The sequence below is a fragment of the Acidovorax sp. genome (assembly GCF_046339755.1).
Classification (GTDB): domain Bacteria; phylum Pseudomonadota; class Gammaproteobacteria; order Burkholderiales; family Burkholderiaceae_C; genus Acidovorax.
Genome location: NZ_JBKDTZ010000278.1, coordinates 1 through 17,733, shown reverse-complemented (window position 1 = coordinate 17,733; position 17,733 = coordinate 1). Strand labels below are relative to the sequence as shown.

9 protein-coding genes and 1 pseudogene are annotated in these 17,733 nt (G+C 70.6%); 6 read left to right on the top strand and 4 right to left on the bottom strand.

Annotation, left to right across the window (positions count from 1 at the left end):
• Position 1: 1 nt before the first annotated feature.
• From ACK59X_RS23975 to ACK59X_RS23960, 4 genes are read right to left on the bottom strand one after another with little or no spacing between them, the layout of a single operon-like run.
• Positions 2-631: a response regulator transcription factor gene (locus ACK59X_RS23975; RefSeq protein ID WP_409960880.1), complete on the bottom strand. Its 630-nt coding sequence runs from the start codon at positions 629-631 to the stop codon at positions 2-4.
• A complete protein-coding gene (locus ACK59X_RS23970) occupies positions 631-2,682 on the bottom strand; it encodes a two-component system sensor histidine kinase NtrB (RefSeq protein WP_409960879.1) in 2,052 nt (683 codons plus the stop codon). Before ACK59X_RS23970 ends, ACK59X_RS23975 begins: the two co-directional genes overlap by 1 nt.
• Positions 2,679-3,494: a carbon-nitrogen hydrolase family protein gene (locus ACK59X_RS23965; protein ID WP_409960878.1), complete on the bottom strand. Its 816-nt coding sequence runs from the start codon at positions 3,492-3,494 to the stop codon at positions 2,679-2,681. Before ACK59X_RS23965 ends, ACK59X_RS23970 begins: the two co-directional genes overlap by 4 nt.
• Complete coding sequence (locus ACK59X_RS23960; RefSeq protein WP_409960877.1) at positions 3,491-7,651, bottom strand: YhdP family protein; 4,161 nt, start codon at positions 7,649-7,651, stop codon at positions 3,491-3,493. The genes ACK59X_RS23965 and ACK59X_RS23960 overlap by 4 nt, the downstream gene beginning before the upstream one ends.
• A 140-nt stretch (positions 7,652-7,791) precedes the next feature.
• Here ACK59X_RS23960 and glnE point away from each other — a divergent pair, with 140 nt between their 5' ends.
• The 6 genes and pseudogenes from glnE to ACK59X_RS23930 form a co-directional block, all read left to right on the top strand.
• On the top strand, positions 7,792-10,536 hold the full coding sequence (glnE, locus tag ACK59X_RS23955) for a bifunctional [glutamate--ammonia ligase]-adenylyl-L-tyrosine phosphorylase/[glutamate--ammonia-ligase] adenylyltransferase (protein ID WP_409960876.1): 2,745 nt from the start codon (positions 7,792-7,794) through the stop codon (positions 10,534-10,536).
• 86 nt (positions 10,537-10,622) lie between these two features.
• Entirely contained in the window at positions 10,623-11,357 is a 735-nt protein-coding gene (locus tag ACK59X_RS23950; RefSeq protein ID WP_409960875.1) for a TetR/AcrR family transcriptional regulator, read from the top strand.
• A complete protein-coding gene (locus ACK59X_RS23945) occupies positions 11,354-12,778 on the top strand; it encodes an efflux transporter outer membrane subunit (RefSeq protein WP_409960874.1) in 1,425 nt (474 codons plus the stop codon). The genes ACK59X_RS23950 and ACK59X_RS23945 overlap by 4 nt, the downstream gene beginning before the upstream one ends.
• A gap of 54 nt (positions 12,779-12,832) precedes the next feature.
• Positions 12,833-14,041, top strand: a complete 1,209-nt coding sequence (locus tag ACK59X_RS23940; protein ID WP_409960873.1) for an efflux RND transporter periplasmic adaptor subunit — start codon at positions 12,833-12,835, stop codon at positions 14,039-14,041.
• Between the two features lie 21 nt (positions 14,042-14,062).
• A complete protein-coding gene (locus ACK59X_RS23935; RefSeq protein ID WP_409960872.1) occupies positions 14,063-17,173 on the top strand; it encodes an efflux RND transporter permease subunit in 3,111 nt (1,036 codons plus the stop codon).
• 85 nt (positions 17,174-17,258) lie between these two features.
• A pseudogene (locus tag ACK59X_RS23930) lies at positions 17,259-17,733 on the top strand (phosphohydrolase); the annotation flags it as partial.

Genomic DNA, 17,733 nt, shown 5'->3' with positions numbered 1-17,733 from the left:
ATCAGTGTCCCGGGCGCAGCAGGTTGGCCAGCTCCACGGCCGACTTCACCTGCATCTTGTCGAACACCCGCGCGCGGTGCACTTCCACCGTGCGCACGCTGATGTCGAGCTGGTCGGCAATGAGCTTGTTGGGCAGGCCCGCCACCACCAGGTCCATCACGTCGCGCTCACGCTCGGTCAGGTCGGCCAGGCGCACCTGCAGGTCGCTGCGCTCGCGCAGGGTGGCCAGGCGGGCGGCCGATTGCGCCTGCGCCTGCTCGATGCGGTCCACCAGCACATTGTCGGAAAACGGCTTTTCGCAGAAGTCGAAGGCGCCGCGCTTGACCGCATCGACGGCCGTGGGCACATCGGCATGGCCAGTGAGAAAGATCACCGGCATGGTCGCCAGATCGCCGCGCACGATCAGCAGGTCGAACAGCGCCAGGCCGCTCATGCCCGGCATGCGCACATCCAGAAGCAGGCAGCACGGATGGCGCTGCGCCGGGCGCGCGCGCAGCGCGGCGTCGAAGGCTTCGGCGCTGTCGAAGGACTCGCTGGGCAGGCGGCGCGAACGCAGCAGCCAGGCCAGGGCTTCGCGCACGCCGGCATCGTCATCGACGATGTACACGGTGGCATTGGAGACGGGTTCCATCAGGCGGAGGAAGTAGAAGCAGGGGATTGGTGAACGGGCAGCGTGAAGGGGAATACCGTACCACGCGGTTCGTTGGGGGCAAAACCGAGGAAACCGCCATGCTGCTCGATGACGGTACGGCACAGGCTCAGGCCCAGGCCCATGCCCTCGGCCCGCGTGGTGAAGAAGGGGGTGAACAGGCGCTCGGCCACCTCGGCTTCGATGCCGGCACCCAGATCCGCCACGGCAAATTCGATCCAGGCCTGGTGCGCATTCGATGCGGCGCGGCGCGCGCGGATCTCCAGCACGCGCTTGGAGACGCCGGGCACGTCCATGGCCTGCATGGCATTGCGGGCCAGGTTGAGCAGCACCTGCTCGACCATGGTGCGGTCGCACAGCGCGGCCGGCAGGTCCGGCTCCACCAGGGTATGGACACGCACGCCGATCTTGCGTGCCTGCAGGCTCACCAGCGGCATGATGGCATCGAGCAGTTGCTGCGCGGTGACGGCCTCGCGCGCCTGGTCGCGCCGGCGCACGAAGTCGTGCACGCTCTTGATCACCTTGCCTGCGCGCTCGGCCTGGCGCGCGATGGCCTGCATGGCCATGCGCACATCCTGCAGGCTCTCGGGCGCAGGTGCGTCGCCCGCGCCGGCAGGCGCCTCCAGCAGGTTCATGGAGCCGGTGGCGTAGCTCGATATCGCGGCCAGCGGCTGGTTGAGCTCGTGGCTGAGCAGCGAGGCCATCTCGCCCACGGTGGCCAGGCGCGCCGTGGCCTGCAGGCGCTCCTGCGAGGCGCGCGACAGCTCCTCGATGCGGCGCTGCTCGCTCATGTCCAGGAAGGCGCTCATCCAGCCCGTGTGCAGCCCCTGGGCATTGATCAGCGGCGCCTCGATGATGAGCACCGGAAAGCGCGTGCCGTCCTTGCGCATGAACTCCGACTCGAAGCCTTCGCGCGGCGGCATGTAGCCCGCAAAGCGGATGGCCTGGCGCTGCTGGTATTCCTCCACGCGCTCGGGCGGCCAGTACGGGGCCGACGCGCTCAGCCCCAGCAGCTCCTGGGGTGCAAAGCCCACCATGTCGCAAAAGGCCGGGTTGACGTAGGTGATGCGCCCCTCCAGGTCGCGCGCGCGCAGCCCGGTGACCAGCGAATCCTCCATCGCCTTGCGAAAGGCCAGCGCGTCCCCCAGGTCGCGCTCGGCGCGCAGGCGCCTGCGGTTGTCGCGCACCAGCACCACCATCACCGTGACCAGCGCGATGGACATGGCCGTGACCAGCGCCGTGAGCACGTTCGGGAACAGGCTCGGCGCACTGTGCCAGGTGTCCATGCGCAGCACCAGGGTGGCACCGGGCAGGTCCAGCAGGTGCGTGGCCGTGAACATGCGCGAGCCGCGGCGCGCCGCGCCCAGCACCGCCAGGCGCGTGCCATCGGCTTCGGTGAAGGAGGCCTCCTGGCTGCGCGTGAGGCCGTGCCCCACCAGGTCCTCGAGCATGGCGTTGAGCGCATAAGTGGCCACCAGGAAACCGGTGCTGCGCCCGCCCGAGGTGATGGGCAGGCACAGCTCCATCATCTCCGAGCCGAGGCCGTCGCCGTGCGGCTGGAAGTAGCTGCTGGAATACGCCGGCCCGCTGAGCCGGCGCGCATTGGCGCAGGCCAGCGAGGCATCGGAGTGCGCGCTCTCGCGCGTTCCCCGGTCCCAGTACACGGGGCGAAACGGTGTCTGCACCTGCGAGCGCAGCCGCATGCCGGTGTCGCGCCACTCCAGACGCACCAACTCGCGGTGGCCGCGCAGCAACTCGGAGGCATTCACCTCCCAGGCCAGCACCCCCGGGTCTTCCGCGTGCAGGGCCTGCAGGCTCTGCAGGTTGCGCGTGAGGGCCACGCGCACGTCCGAGACGGCGTCGGCGGTATCGCGCTCGAGCCTGCTTTGCACCTGGCTGGCCTCGTAGCGGCCGGCCAGCCAGACCACGGTGACCAGCATGGCCACCACCAGCGCCACGAGCAGCGTCCACAGCGACCAGCGCCGCCACGCGCCACGCCAGCGTTGCCAGAGGGTTCGGCGCGGCCTGCTCACAGCACGCGGTGGCCCAGGGCAGGCAGCTGGCTGCGCACCTCGCGCAGGCGTGCCTTGGCCAGCGTGCCCACGGCGATGCCCGCGCCCTCTGCATGCAGCGCCGCAACCTCACCCCAGGGGTCCACCAGCATGCTGTGGCCCCAGGTGCGGCGGCCGTTCTCGTGCACGCCGCCCTGCGCCGGGGCCAGCACATAGGCAAGGTTCTCGATGGCCCGGGCGCGCAGCAGCACCTCCCAGTGCGCCTGGCCGGTGGTGTGGGTGAAGGCGCTGGGCACCAGCAGCAGGTCGGCCCCGGCCTGGGCGTGGGCGCGGTACAGCTCGGGAAAGCGCAGGTCGTAGCAGACGCTCAGGCCCACGCGCCAGAGCTCGCCTTCGCGCGAGCGCAGGTCGAACTGCACGACCTGATCGCCGGGCTCGATCACCCGGCTCTCGTGGAACTGGTCCTGGCCGTTGTCGAAGTGGAACAAATGGATCTTGTCGTAGCGCGCCACGCAGGCGCCCTCGGGGTTGAAGGCCAGCGTGGTGTTGCGCACGCGCACGGCATCGTTGCCGCGCAGCGGCAGGGTGCCGCCCACGCTCCACAGGCCGAGCTCGCGCGCCGCGCGCGCCAGAAAGTCCTGGATCGGTCCTTCGCCGTGCGACTCCTGGAGCGCCAGCTTGTCCGTGTCCTGCCGGCCCATGATGCAGAAGTACTCGGGCAGCACGGCCAGCTCGGCGCCCTCGCGCGCCGCCTGCTCCAGCAGGTCACGGGCGGCGGCCAGATTGTCGTCGAGGTGGGTGCCGGAAACCATCTGCAGCGCAGCGACTTTCATGAGGACTCTCCGGTTCGGGAACTGGCGGTGGGCGAGGGGCTGTTGTCCGCCGCATTGCCCGACAGGCGCGTGCGCCGGGGCACGCGCACCACGCGCGGGTCGGACCAGGAACCATCGATGCGGAACTCCTGCGTCGCCGCCTCGATCAGCGGGCCGCGCAGGAACACCTGGGCCAGGAAGCTGCCCAGGCCGATCACCGGGTTGATGGCGGTGGCCACCAGCGAGGCCGTCATGGCATTGATCTCGGGCACCACCACCACGCGCAGGTCCTGCGTCTCGCGGTCGATGTCGGCGCTGCCTTCCATGAGCACAGCCGCGTTCACGCCCTTCATCTGCAGGTTGTTGGTGGTGGCCACGCCCTGCTCAATGCGCAGGTCGCCGCGCACGAAATCGAACGCAAAGCCTTCGCTGAAAACATCGCGAAAATCGAGTGTCAGGCGGCGCGGCAGCGACTGCAGGCTGAGCACGCTGAGCAGCTTGGCCAGGCCCGGGTCGGCCTTGAGGAACTGGCCGGCCTCGATGTTCACGTTGACCTGGCCCGTCATGGAGCGGTAGTCGGGGCTGAAGGGCGCGCCCATCCACGCCACCTGCCCCTCCATGCGCCCCTTGCCGCGGCGGATCACGCCCGGCATCGCAAAGCGCGCCAGCAGGTCGCCCGAGTCGCGGATGTCGAGCCGGAAATTGAGCACCGTGCGGCGCTCGCCGGAGCCGCCCCCGGCGGCACGCACCTGGTTGAGCTGCGCCCAGTTGCCGTTGGCCGCCAGGCTGCCTTCGGGAGAGGTGATGTTGAACTTGGCCAGGCGCCATTCGCGCGGGGTGGTGTCGCTGCCGCGGTTCTGCGCCTCGATCTCCACCCGGCCGAGCTTGCGCCCGCGGAGCTCGAAGTCATCGACCACGATGTCCAGCGCGGGCAGCGAACCCGGCTGCTCTTCGAGCAGGGCCTCGACCTGGTTGGCATCGCTTTGCGGCATGTTCAGCCGCGACAGGCGGGCATACAGCCGCCCGTTGCCCGAGTCGCCGCCGCCGCCCTCGCGGAACTCGACAAAGCCGCTGAGCTCGGCCGCATCGATGTTGCCCTTCCAGACCGGGCCGTCGCGCTGGCCGCCGGCCACCACGTTGTGCAGGGTGCGCCCCTGCGCCGACAGCTCCCTGGCGCGCAGCGCCACCCGCGTCGGCAGGTACTCCTGCGTGGTGCTGGCCAGCGTGACGCCTCCCGGCGCGGTACCACGGGCCGCGGCACCGGGCGCAGGGCGGGCCGGCGGGCTGAGCAGTTCCTCCCAGGCATCGATGTCGAGCCTGGCCAGCTGCACATTGGCGGCCACACCCTCGGCCGGAATCGGCGCCGCCTCTCCGGGTGCCAGCCCCACGCCGATGGCCCCGCGCAGCACGCGCGGCTGGGCGCCGCTCACGTCGCGGTGGTAGGTGGCCGAGCCCAGGGCACCCAGGTCCAGCGTGATCTGGTCGCGCAGCGGCGGCAGGGTGCCGCCGGCGGTCACCGTGCCGGTCAGCGATTCGCGCGCCAGGGAGTTGTCATAGCGCAGCGGCAAGCTGGTCTCGGCCGTCTTGCCCAGCGGAGCGGGCAGCGCCAGTGCCAGCCCCTGCAGGCTCGTCGTCACCTGCACCTCGGGCACACCGCGGCGAAAGCCCAGCGCCAGCGTGTAGGGCGCACTGCCCGTGGCCCGGCTGGCCAACTGCGACAGCAGGCCCATCGGAGGCGCCTGCTGCAGCCCCTCGGCCGTGGCCGTGCCCTGGGCGCGCAGCTGGATCGCCGACTCGGTGGCCGGCGCGCCTGGCGGCAAGGAGCGCATGCCGCCTTCGAGCTTCCCAGCGCCGCCCAGCGCCCGGGCCGGCATGCCCACCAGCGAGAAACCCGCCTCGCTGAACGGCACGGCGCCGCGCGCGCGGCCGATCATGGGTGTCTCGGGGGGGAAGCGCACGTAGTTGCCGGCCAGGGGGACGCTGCCCTGCACCCGGGACTTGTCGATGTTGCTGATGGGCAGGGTCAGTTTGAGCTGGAGGTCGGCCTGGCCCGTGCCGCTGGCCTGGGCCAGCGCCTGGTTCGTCAAGCGCGCCAGCGGCGAGGTGTTGACCACGCCGAGGATCTCGGTCAGGGGTCCGCGCGTGTCGGCCTGGACGCCCACGACCGTGTGCGAGAGATCGGGGATGGATGCTTCCACCCGCAACACCTTCACCCCCTGGGTACCGGCAAAGCTGCCACTGGCGCCGCGCACATGCATGGACGAGCGCTCGAAGACCAGCTCGCCCTGCAGCTGCGTCAGCGCCGGCCAGCGCGTCGTATCGATGGACGGCTGCAGCCTGGGCGGCACGTAGGCGTAGGTCACGTCCTTGACGCGCGCGGCGATGCGGAACTCGCCCTGGCGCGGGTCGTTGAAGGGGATGTCGTTCAGGTCGCCCCGGACCTTGAAGTCCACACTGCTCGCCGTTCCCGCCACCACGGCATCGCGCACGTAGTGCCGTGAATCCTCGGGGATGGACAGGGGCAGGTAGCGGTGCACGCGCGTGCCGTCGGCCCGCGTGAGCTTGCCCGACAGGTCCAACACCCCGGGAAAGCGCGAGCGGTGCGGCCCCTTGGTGGGATCGGAGGTGTGCCAGGTGGCGCGCGCCTCGCCCTGCGCATCGGCGTTGGCAAACTTCACGTCGCTGGCCTGCACGGCGATGCGCTCGCCTTCGATCTGCCAGCGCACCTCGGCGCTCAGCCGGTCCAGCGGCAGCACCGGGTCCTCGAACGCGCCCGGCAGCACCAGCGCGCCGGAATCGATGGCCAGCGTGGCTTTGCCGCCGCCCTGCGTCATCTCCACATCGACGTTGGCGCCGCGCAGCCCCATGCTCTGTGCTGCGCCGTTGCCAGGCACCTCGCCCGCCAGCGCCAGCCCCTGGATGCGGCTGCGCACCTGGTACTGCTGCGGCGCATCGAGCGGCCCCTTCCAGGTGGCCTGGATCTCGTCCACCAGGCCCTTGGGAGCGTACTGGCGCACGGCATCGTGGGCGGTGCTGCCGAGGGGCAGGCGGCTGGCAACCTGCGCCAGGGCCGCCAGCTCCAGCCGGTCGGCGCGGAAGTCGCCTTGCGCGGGCGCCTTGGCGGTGGCATCGGTGTACACCAGCCTGGCGTTGCCACCGGGCCAGCGCAGGCCGTCGTCGGTCGTGAACTGCAGGCCTTGCGTGGAGAATTCGAAGCCCCCCTTGAGCTGGCGCCCGCCCAGGCGCCCGGCAATGGAGGGCAGCGCCAGCGGCTCCAGCCCCGCGCCCAGGGTGGCGTTCACATCGGCCAGCGCCAGGTCGGCCGTGCCGCCCACGATCTGTCCGCTCTTCACGTCCGCCCAGGCGCGCAGGGCACCGCGGCCCTGGGCCACCTCCACCCCGAGGTCGGCATGGTGGCGCAGCTGGGAGACGTCCACCCGCGCGAAGTCGGCATAGACCTGGCCGTTCCAGTGCTGCCAGTTGCCGTCGCGCGCGCGCAGCAGGGGCGCGCGGAACAGGCCGACCAGGGTGAAACGGTCGCCCCAGTCGGGTGGCGGGGTGGCGTCCACGCGCATGCGGTGGCTCCAGTTGCCGTTGCGCACCACCAGGTTGACGTCGGTGAGCGCCAACTGCGGCGCCTTGCGCATCTCGTCGGTCCAGCGCAGGGTGCCGCCCTTGATCAGCACCTCGCCCTGCGAGAAGAACCAGTCCGCGGCGCCATGGCTGTCGCCGCCGCTGTCCTTCATGGCCAGGCCGGCCACGGTGATGCTGCCGTCGCTGGCGCGCCGGATGTCCAGGTCCGGCTTCTCTATATAGAGTTGCTCGAAGCCGAAGTTCAGCAGCGAGCGCGGCGACAGGGCCACCACCACGCGCGGCAGGCGCAGCGCCTCGCGGCCGGCGCTGTCCAGCAGCGCCACATTCACCAGTTCCACGGAGGGGATTAACCCCTCCGAACGCGCGCTGATGGCCCCGATGCGCACGGGAACCCCTAGCGCGCGTGCGGCATGGTCTTCCAGCTGCGGGCGGAACTCACCGATTCGCGGCACAATCCAGCCATGAAGGGCCCCCCAGGCGATGGTCAGCAGCAGCCAGAAGGCGAGCAGCAACCCCAATGACCACCGCGCAAAGCCTGCCACTGTCTTGAGCAGGCGTGAGGGGTGCGGGGTGGGATCGATCATGGTGGGATTGAATGTGGCAGGAATTATGACCCGCGGTGCGCCTGTGGGTTCAATGAGAACCAGTGTCCTTGTGTGTGCAGCAGCCCGCGGCCCCGTGCTGGCAACCGGCTGGGGCACCCGCCTCTGCCACGCCTGAAACCATGCCCCTGTCCTGCAACGACCCCTTCAAGGACGGCGAGCCGCTGGCCGGACATTCCCGCTTCCTGCAGCGCCTGCACCGGCGCTACGGCAGCGATTTGACCCTGCTGCCCGCCGGGGCACCCCGGCGCGCCGCCATGGATGCCGTCTGCGATGCCCTGCTGACGCGCGGCAACGACACCGGCACGGCCCTGCGCGTGCTGCGCCAACTGGTCATGGAGCGCCTGATCCAGCTCGACTGCGACGGCCAGGCGCCGTTGTCCGACATCACCTGCGCCGTCACCGAACTGGCCGAGCTGGCCCTGGACCGCGCCTGCGCCCAGGCGCGCCAGGAACTCGATGCGCGCCACGGCGCCCCCCAGGGCCCCGAGGGCCAGCCCGTGCAGTTGTGGATCATCGGCATGGGCAAGCTCGGCGCGCGCGAGCTCAATGTGTCGAGCGACATCGACCTGATCTACGTCTACGGGCACGATGGCGAGACCGCCGGCACGCCGGACGGCCGGGGCCGGATTTCCAACCACGAGTACTTCGCGCGCGCGGTCAAGGCCATCTACAGCCTGGTCGGCGACACCACCGAGCACGGCTTCGTGTTCCGCGTGGACCTGGCGCTCAGGCCCAACGGCAACTCGGGCCCGGCTGCCGTCTCGCTGGCGGCGCTGGAGGAATACCTGCAGGTGCAGGGCCGGGAGTGGGAGCGTTTTGCCTGGCTCAAGAGCCGGGTGGTCGCGCCGCGCGACTGCATTGCCGGCACCGAGGTGCAGGCCTTGCGCGGCGTGGTGCTGCCCTTCGTCTTCCGCCGCTACCTGGACTACAACGTCTTCGATGCGCTGCGCCTGCTGCACAGCCAGATCCGCGACCATGCGGCCAAGCGAAGCGCCGGCCATCCCGAGCGCGCCAACGACGTCAAGCTCTCGCGCGGCGGCATCCGCGAGATCGAATTCACCGTGCAGCTGTTGCAGGTGGTGCGCGGCGGCCAGTTCCCCGAACTGCGCCGGCGCCCCACGCTCGATGCGCTGCAGCGCCTGGCCCAGGCCGGCCTGATGCCGCAGCCGACGGCCGATGCCCTGGCCCGTGCCTATGTCTTCCTGCGCCGGGTGGAGCACCGCATCCAGTACCTCGATGACCAGCAAACCCATGTGCTGCCCACGCGCGACGACGACCTGGCCTGGATCGCCCGCACCATGGGCTACCCGGACTGCTGCGCCTTCCTGCACGAGCTCGACGCCCACCGCGAACTGGTGGCCCAGGAGTTCGACACCCTGCTCGGCGGCAACGCCAAGAAGCAGTGCAGCAAGGGCGGCTGCGGCGGCCCGCGCGCATCTGCTCCGCCACCGCCCGAGCTGGAGGCCCTGCTGGAGCAACTGCCCCCTGGTTTCCGCGAACGCGTGGCCGAGTGGCGCAACCACCCGCGCGTACAGGGCCTGCGCGATGAGACCCGCGCGCGCCTGTTCCGCCTGGTGCAGCGCACGGCCCAGTGGCTCACTGAAGGCCGGGTGACCGAAGAAGCCGCCGTGCGCATGGCCAACTGGCTCGAGCCCCTGCTGCGCCGCGACAGCTACCTGGCCCTGCTGCTGGAGCGCCCATCCGTGCACGAGCAGATGCTGCACCTGCTGGGCGCCGCGCGCTGGCCCGCCCGCTACCTGCTGCAGCACCCCGGCGTGATCGACGAGCTGGTGGGCGACGCCCTGCTGGCCGAACGCTTCTCGGTGGCCGATTTCGAGCGCGAGCTGGCCATGCGCCTGGCCTCGATCACCTCCACCGGGGAAGACGACGACGAAACCCTGCTCAACCTGCTGCGCCGCGCCCAGCATGCCGAGACCTTCCGCACGCTGGCACGCGACGTGGAGCACCGCATCACCGTCGAGCAGGTGGCCGACGACCTGAGCGCCCTGGCCGACAGCGTGCTGCGCGTGACCGCCCAGTGGTGCTGGAACCGCCTCAAGACCCGCCACCGCGAGGTGCCGCAATTCGCCGTGATCGGCTATGGCAAGCTCGGCGGCAAGGAGCTGGGCTACGGCAGCGACCTCGATATCGTGTTCGTCTTCGATGACGACGACGAGCGCGCGCCCGAGGTGTACGCTGCCTTCGTGCGCAAGCTGATCAACTGGCTCACGGTGAAGACCGGCGAGGGAGACCTCTACGAGATCGACACCGCGCTGCGGCCCAACGGCAGCTCGGGCCTGCTGGTCACGCGCTTCGAGGCCTATGCCAACTACCAGGAACGCCGCGGCAGCAACACCGCCTGGACCTGGGAGCACCAGGCCATGACGCGCGCCCGCTTCGTGATGGGCACGCCCGAGCTGGAAGCCCGCTTTGACGCGGTGCGCACGGCCGTGATCACCTCGCCGCGCGACCCCATGGCCCTGCGCGAGGAGATCGTGTCCATGCGCGCCAAGGTGGCCCAGGCCCACCCCACGCGCGACGGGCAGTTCGACGTCAAGCACAGCCCGGGCGGCATGGTGGACGCGGAATTCGCCGTGCAGTACCTGGTGCTCTCGCAATCGGCGGCGCACCCCGAACTGGTGGCCAACGTGGGCAACATCGCCCTGCTGCAGCGCGCGGAGCAGGTCGGCCTGCTGCCGGCCGGAGTGGGCCATGCAGCGGCCGACGCCTACCGCGAGCTGCGCCGGGTGCAGCACCGGGCGCGGCTCGACGAAGTGCCCACCCAGGTCACGCCCCCAGCCCTGCAGGCCGAGCGCGATGCCGTGCTGGCCCTTTGGGCGGCGGTTTTCGGCAGCGGCCGCTGAGCGGCCACCCGGCCGGCGGCGGCCTGTTGCCGAATGTCACGCCAATTTAAACACTTGTTTGAATTATGGTGGTCTAATCCACCGCCATGCATTCTGCCCCGCCCATTTCCGAGCCTGCGCCCAAGCGCGCAGCGCGCCCGCCCCGGGCCGCGCGCAGCGATGGCGACGACACGCGTACCCGCCTGCTGCAGGCCGCGCTGCGGCTGTTTTCCGAGAACGGCTTTGCCCGCACCTCGGTGCGTGCCATTGCCGTCGCAGCGGGCACCAATGTGGCCGCCATCGGCTACCACTTCGGCGACAAGGCGCAGCTGTACACGGCCACCTTCTATGAGCCCTTTGGCAGCGGCAGCGACCTGATCGCGGTGTTCGCCGCCCCCGGGCTCAGCCTGCAACAGGCCTTGGGGCATTACTTCACGGGCCTGCTGGAGCCGCTCAAGCACGACGACCTGGTCCGGCAGGCCACACGCCTGCATGTGCGCGAGCTGCTCGAACCCACCCATGTCTGGCCCGAGCTGATCGAGCGCGAGTGCAAAGCCCCGCACATGGCCCTGGTGCACCTGCTGTGCGAGCACATGGGCGTCCCCGAGATCGACGACGACATGCACCGCCTGGCGTTCTCGATCGGCGGCCTGGTCATGCTGCTGTGGACCCAGCGCGACGCCATAGCCGCCATTGCCCCCCAACTCGCAGGCCCCGCCACCGCGGATGCCTGGGCCGAACGCCTGACCGGCTATGCCATGTCCATGATCCAGGGCGAGGTGGCACGCCGCCAGGCACTGCGCGAACCGCGCAGGCACAAGAACAAGGAGGAAGAGGAATGACATGGTTTGTTCGAACCCTGGGCGTCTGCAGCGTGCTGCTGCTGGCCGCCTGCAGCACCGCGCGGCCGCCCCAGACGGTCCCGGTGCAGCCGCCTGCGGGCTGGGCCGCCCCCCTGCCGCACGGCGGGCAGATGGCCGACCTGGCGCAGTGGTGGCGCCAGTGGAACGACCCGGCGCTGGTGCCGCTGATCGAGGCGGCGCAAAGCATCAGCCCGAACGTGGCCCAGGCCCGCTCGCGCCTGCTGCAGGCCCGTGCCACGCAGACCACCGCCAGCGCCGCCCTGAAACCCACGCTCGATGCCCAGGCGACCACCAGCCGCGGCGCCAATGCGCAGATCGGCGGCCTGGCCACCACCAGCCAGGCCGGCCTGCAGGCCGGCAGGGAAGTGGACCTGTTCGGCGCCAATGCCGCCACGCTCGATGCCGCCAGCGAGCGCCTGGCCGGTGCCCAGGCCCTGTGGCCCGAAGCGCGCGTGAGCGTGGCCGCCGAGGTGGCGCTGCAGACCAGCAGCCTGCGCACCTGCCTGCAGCAACTGGACGTGGCCGAGCGCGATGCGCGCTCGCGCGGCGAGACCTCGCGCCTGTCGGACCTGAGTGAACGGGCCGGCTTCACGGCCCCGGCCACTGCCGCCCTGGCGCGCGCCAGCGCCGCCGAAGCCACGGCCCGCGCCTCGCAGCAGCGCATGCAGTGCGACGTGGAGTTCAAGACCCTCGTGGCGCTCACCGGCCAGGAGGAGTCGGCGCTGCGCCAGCTGATCACGGCCACGCCCATCACGCCCGCACCCGACAGCCTGTTCGCCATTGCCGCCCTGCCGGCGCAGGTGATCTCCCAGCGCCCCGACGTTTACAACGCCGAGCGCGAGGTCGCCGCCGCCAGTGCCGAGGTGGGCAGCGCCCAGGCCCAGCGCTACCCGCGCCTGTCGCTCAGCGGCAATATCGGCAAGGCCTGGAGCCGCGCCGGCGGCAGCACCCTTGACGTGGACGCCTGGACTCTGGGCCCGCTGACCCTGAGCCTGCCGCTGTTCGACGGCGGGCGCCGCGCGGCGCAGGTCGACGCCGCCCGCGCACGCTACGACGAATCGGTGGCACTGTACCGCGCCCGCATCCGCCAGGCCGTGAGCGAGGTGGAGCAGGCCCTGGAGCGGCTGCAGAGCACGGCCGAGCGCAATGCCACCGCCCGCGCCGCGGCCGAGGGCTACCGCGTGTCCTTCGATGCCACCGACGCGCGCTGGCGCGGTGGCCTGGCCAGCCTGGTCGAGCTGGAGGACGCACGCCGCACGGCGCTGGCCGCACAGAACGCGCTGCTGGCCCTGCAGCACGAGCGCCAGTCCGCCTGGATCGCGCTGTACCGTGCGGCCGGCGGCGGCTGGGACACCACGGCCCCCGACCTGGCCGAGACCGCCCAGGCCGGCACCCGCTGAGCCCGGCCCCACCCCCATTTTTCCTGACACCTTCCGGATGAACGGACCCCTTTCATGAACCAGTTCAAACTCTCCGCGTCCACGCTGGCCATCGTTGCCGCCTGCGTCCTGGCTGCCACCGGCGCCCTGGTGTTCTCGGGCGCTTCGCGCGCGGCCGACGAGCCCAAGGCCAACCAGCCCCGCCCGGCGCTGACCGTGACCACGGCCCAGCCCCAGCGTATCGCCGTGCCGCTGCGCCTGGCCGCCAACGGCAATGTCGCCGCCTGGCAGGAGGCCATCATCGGTGCCGAAAGCAATGGCCTGCGCCTGACCGACGTGCGCGTGAACGTGGGCGACGTCGTCAAGCGCGGCCAGGTGCTGGCCACCTTCTCGGCCGAGACCACGCAGGCCGAGGTGGCCCAGGGCCGCGCCAGCGTGCTCGAAGCCCAGGCCACGGCGGCCGAGGCCGCCGCCAATGCCGAGCGCGCGCGTTCGCTGCAGGCCTCGGGCGCACTGAGCCAGCAGCAGATCCAGCAGTACACCACCGCCGAGAAGACGGCCCAGGCGCGCGTCGAGGCCGCCCAGGCCCAGCTCAACGCCCAGCAGCTGCGCCTGAAATACACCCAGGTGGTGGCGCCCGACAGCGGCATCATCTCGGCCCGCAGCGCCACCGTGGGCGCGGTCGTGGGCGCTGGCACCGAACTGTTCCGCATGGTGCGCAAGGGCCGGCTCGAATGGCGCGCCGAGGTCACCTCGACCGAGCTGGCGCGCATCCAGCCCGGCGCCAAGGTCAGCGTGACGGCCGCCAGCGGCACCACCGTGCAGGGCACGGTGCGCATGGTCGGCCCGACGGTGGACCCGCAGACGCGCAACGCCCTGGTCTATGTGGACCTGCCCTCGACCGCGATGGACACGCCGACCGACGCCAAGACCTCGCTCTCGGCCATCCTGCCCGGCATGTTCGCGCGCGGCGAGTTCGCGCTGGGCAGCAGCGAGGCCCTGACCGTGCCGCAGGAAGCCCTGGTGGTGCGCGACGGCTTCTCCTACGTGTTCGCGCTGGGCAGCGACCAGCGCGTGCAGCAGCGCAAGATCCAGACCGGCCGGCGCGTGGCAGACCGGGTGGAAGTGCTCTCGGGCCTGGAGCCGACCACGGCCATCGCCGTGCGCGGCGCCGGCTTCCTCAACGACGGCGATCTGGTGCGCGTGTCCAACACCGCGCCGGTCGGGGTGCAGGGCACTGCGACCGTGCCCACCGCGGCCGCCCCGGCTTCGGCCACCAAGTAAGCAGCGCAAGGAGCATTCACCATGAATGTATCTACCTGGTCGATCAAGAACCCCATACCGGCCCTGATGCTGTTCGTGCTGCTGACCTTCGGCGGCCTGCTGTCGTTCAACGGCATGAAGGTGCAGAACTTCCCGGACATCGACCTGCCCACCATTTCCGTCACCATCTCGCTGCCCGGCGCCTCCCCCGCGCAGTTGGAGAACGATGTCGCACGCAAGGTCGAGAGCTCGATCGCCACGCTTCAGGGCCTCAAGCACATCTACACCAAGGTACAGGACGGCGGCGCCACCATCACGGCCGAGTTCCGCCTGGAAAAGCCCACGCAGGAGGCGCTCGATGACGTGCGCTCGGCCGTGGCGCGCGTGCGCGGTGACCTGCCGGGCGATGTGCGCGACCCCATCGTGACCAAGATGGACCTGGCGGCCCAGCCGGTGCTGGCCTTCACCATCGCCTCCCGCCGCATGGACGATGAGGCCCTGTCCTGGTTCGTCGACAACGACGTGGCCAAGAAGCTCCTGGCCGTGCGCGGCGTGGGCGCAGTGAACCGCGTGGGTGGCGTGGACCGCCAGGTGCACGTGGCGCTCGACCCCATGAAGCTGCAGGCGATGGGCGCCACGGCGGCCGATGTGTCGCGCCAGCTGCGCCTGGTGCAGACCGAGAGCGCCGGCGGCCGCACCGACCTGGGCGGCAGCGAGCAGCCCGTGCGCACCCTGGCCACCGTGCAGTCGGCCCAGGAGCTGGCGGGCCTCACGCTGTCCCTGTCCGATGGCCGCCATGTGCGCCTGGACCAGGTGGCCACCGTGTCCGACACCTTTGCCGATCCGCGCGCCATGGCCCTGCTCAACGGCAAACCCGTGGTGGGCTTCGAGGTGGCCCGCAGCAAGGGGGCGAGCGAGGTGGAGGTGGGCGGCGCCGTGCAGGCGGCCCTCGCCGAAATGCGCACCCAGCACCCGGACCTGGAGATCACCGAAGCCTTCAACTTCGTGACGCCGGTGCCGGAGGAGTACGACGGCTCCATGCACCTGCTGTACGAGGGGGCGCTGCTGGCCGTGCTGGTGGTCTGGCTGTTCCTGCGCGACTGGCGCGCGACCTTCGTCTCGGCCGTGGCGCTGCCGCTGTCGGTGATCCCGGCCTTCATCGGCATGTACCTGCTGGGCTTCTCGATCAACGTGATCACGCTGCTCGCGCTGTCGCTGGTGGTCGGTATCCTGGTGGACGATGCCATCGTGGAGGTGGAAAACATCGTGCGCCACCTGCGCATGGGCAAGACACCCTACCAGGCGGCCATGGAGGCGGCCGACGAGATCGGCCTGGCCGTGGTGGCCACCACCTTCACGCTGATCGCCGTGTTCCTGCCCACGGCCTTCATGAGCGGGATCGCGGGCAAGTTCTTCAAGCAGTTCGGCTGGACGGCCGCTCTGGCGGTGTTCGCCTCGCTGGTCGTGGCCCGGGTGCTGACCCCGATGATGGCAGCCTACATCCTCAAACCCATCGTGGACGAGCACAAGGACCCGCGCTGGATGGGCTGGTACCTGCGCTGGGCGGCCTGGTGCATCAAGCACCGCTGGATCACCTTCATCGCCACGGGCGCCTTCTTCATCGGCTCGCTGGCGCTGATCCCGCTCCTGCCCACGGGCTTCATCCCGCCGGACGATAACTCCCAGACCCAGGTCTACCTGGAGCTGCCGCCCGGCGCCACGCTGGCCCAGACCCGCGCGGTGGCCGAGGACGCGCGCCAACGCGTGGCGGCGGTGAACCACGTCAAGAGCGTCTACACCACCATCGGTGGCGGCTCGGCCGGTTCCGACCCCTTCATGGGCAGCGCCAACGCCGAGACGCGCAAGGCCACGCTCACCATCTTGCTGGCCGACCGGGGCGAGCGCCCGCGCAAGCAGGGCATCGAGAACCAGATCCGCGCCGCGCTGGAGAGCCTGCCCGGCGTGCGCAGCAAGGTCGGCCTGGGCGGCTCGGGCGAGAAGTACGTGCTGGTGCTCACGGGCGATGACCCGCAGGCGCTGCAGACGGCGGCGCTCGCCGTCGAGAAGGACCTGCGCACCATCCCCGGCCTGGGCAGCGTGTCCTCGACCGCGAGCCTGATCCGTTCGGAAATCGCCGTGCGCCCCGATTTCGCGCGCGCCGCCGACCTGGGCGTGACCAGCAGCGCCATCGCCGAGACCTTGCGCATCGCCACCGTGGGCGACTACGACGTGTCGCTGCCCAAGCTGAACCTGGCCTCGCGCCAGGTGCCCATCGTCGTCAAGCTGCAGGACGATGCGCGCAAGGACCTGTCGCTGCTCGAACGCCTGGCCGTGCCCGGCGCCAAGGGCCCGGTGATGCTGGGCCAGGTGGCCACGCTGGAGTTCAGCGGCGGGCCGGCCGTGGTGGACCGCTACGACCGTGCGCGCAACGTGAACTTCGAGATCGAGCTCTCGGGCCTGCCCCTGGGCGACGTGACCAAGGCCGTGGACGCGCTGCCGTCGATCAAGAACCTGCCGCCCGGCGTGCGCCAGATCACCATCGGCGATGCCGAGGTGATGGGCGAGCTGTTCGCGAGCTTCGGCCTGGCCATGCTCACCGGCGTGCTGTGCATCTACATCGTGCTGGTGCTGCTGTTCAAGGACTTCCTGCACCCGGTGACCATCCTGGCGGCGCTGCCGCTGTCGCTGGGCGGTGCCTTCGTGGGCCTGTTGATCGCGCAGAAGAGCTTCTCCATGCCCTCGCTGATCGGGCTCATCATGCTCATGGGCATTGCGACCAAGAACTCCATCCTGCTGGTGGAGTACGCCATCCTGGCACGGCGCGAGCATGGCATGACGCGCTTCGAGGCGCTGATCGACGCCTGCCACAAGCGTGCCCGACCGATCATCATGACGACGCTGGCCATGGGCGCGGGCATGCTGCCGATCGCCGTGGGCTTCGGCGCGGCGGACGCCAGCTTCCGCTCGCCGATGGCGGTGGCCGTGATCGGCGGGCTGATCACCTCGACCTTCCTGAGCCTGCTGGTGATCCCGGCCGTGTTCACCGGGGTGGACGATGTGGGCCAGTGGTTCGGCCGCATGCAGCGGCGCCTGCGCGGCCTGCCGCCCCAGGCGCCGGCCGCCAGGCCGGAACAGGCGCCCGCGATACCCTGAGCACGCATCTGTGCAAAAGGGCGCAAACCACCCGGGTTTGCGCCCTTTAAGGCGTCCCCGGGCGGCGGGATAATGGCGCACCGCTATGAACCTCGTCACCATCAACGTCGGATCGATCCAGCTCGGCCACCCCCTGCCATTCGCCTTGCGGGGTGCCGATGGCACGCTGCTGGCCCAAAAGGGCTTCGTGGTACAGAGCCGGGACGAATTGGGCACCATGCTCAGCCGGGGCCGCCAGCTGTGCGTGGACGTGGAAGAGTCCGGCGAGAGCTACCGCGCCTACGTGGCCCAGTTGCAGCGCATGCTGCGGCAGGACACCAATCTCGGGGAGCTGGCCTCGGTCAAGATGACGGCTGGCGCCCAGGCAGCGGCCCGCGAGCGCGACGCGCCGTCCTATGTGGTGGACTGGCCGGCCCTGCAGGAGCGCGCGACCCAGCTGCTGCGCAGCCCCCATGCCTTTGATTTTCCGGACCGCTTCCAGCCTCTGCACGCGGAACTGGCACGCAACTGCGAACAGTCGCCTGACGCCACGCTGACGCAGCCGCTGGGCGACTTCCTGC

What these genes read in the sequence shown, in the direction of transcription:
- ACK59X_RS23975 (WP_409960880.1), bottom strand. Translation starts at nt 631, where the DNA reads ATGGAACCCGTCTCCAATGCCACCGTGTACATCGTCGATGACGATGCC.
- ACK59X_RS23965 (WP_409960878.1), bottom strand. Translation starts at nt 3,494, where the DNA reads ATGAAAGTCGCTGCGCTGCAGATGGTTTCCGGCACCCACCTCGACGAC.
- ACK59X_RS23960 (WP_409960877.1), bottom strand. Translation starts at nt 7,651, where the DNA reads ATGATCGATCCCACCCCGCACCCCTCACGCCTGCTCAAGACAGTGGCA.
- glnE (WP_409960876.1), top strand. Translation starts at nt 7,792, where the DNA reads ATGCCCCTGTCCTGCAACGACCCCTTCAAGGACGGCGAGCCGCTGGCC.
- ACK59X_RS23950 (WP_409960875.1), top strand. Translation starts at nt 10,623, where the DNA reads ATGCATTCTGCCCCGCCCATTTCCGAGCCTGCGCCCAAGCGCGCAGCG.
- ACK59X_RS23945 (WP_409960874.1), top strand. Translation starts at nt 11,354, where the DNA reads ATGACATGGTTTGTTCGAACCCTGGGCGTCTGCAGCGTGCTGCTGCTG.
- ACK59X_RS23940 (WP_409960873.1), top strand. Translation starts at nt 12,833, where the DNA reads ATGAACCAGTTCAAACTCTCCGCGTCCACGCTGGCCATCGTTGCCGCC.
- ACK59X_RS23935 (WP_409960872.1), top strand. Translation starts at nt 14,063, where the DNA reads ATGAATGTATCTACCTGGTCGATCAAGAACCCCATACCGGCCCTGATG.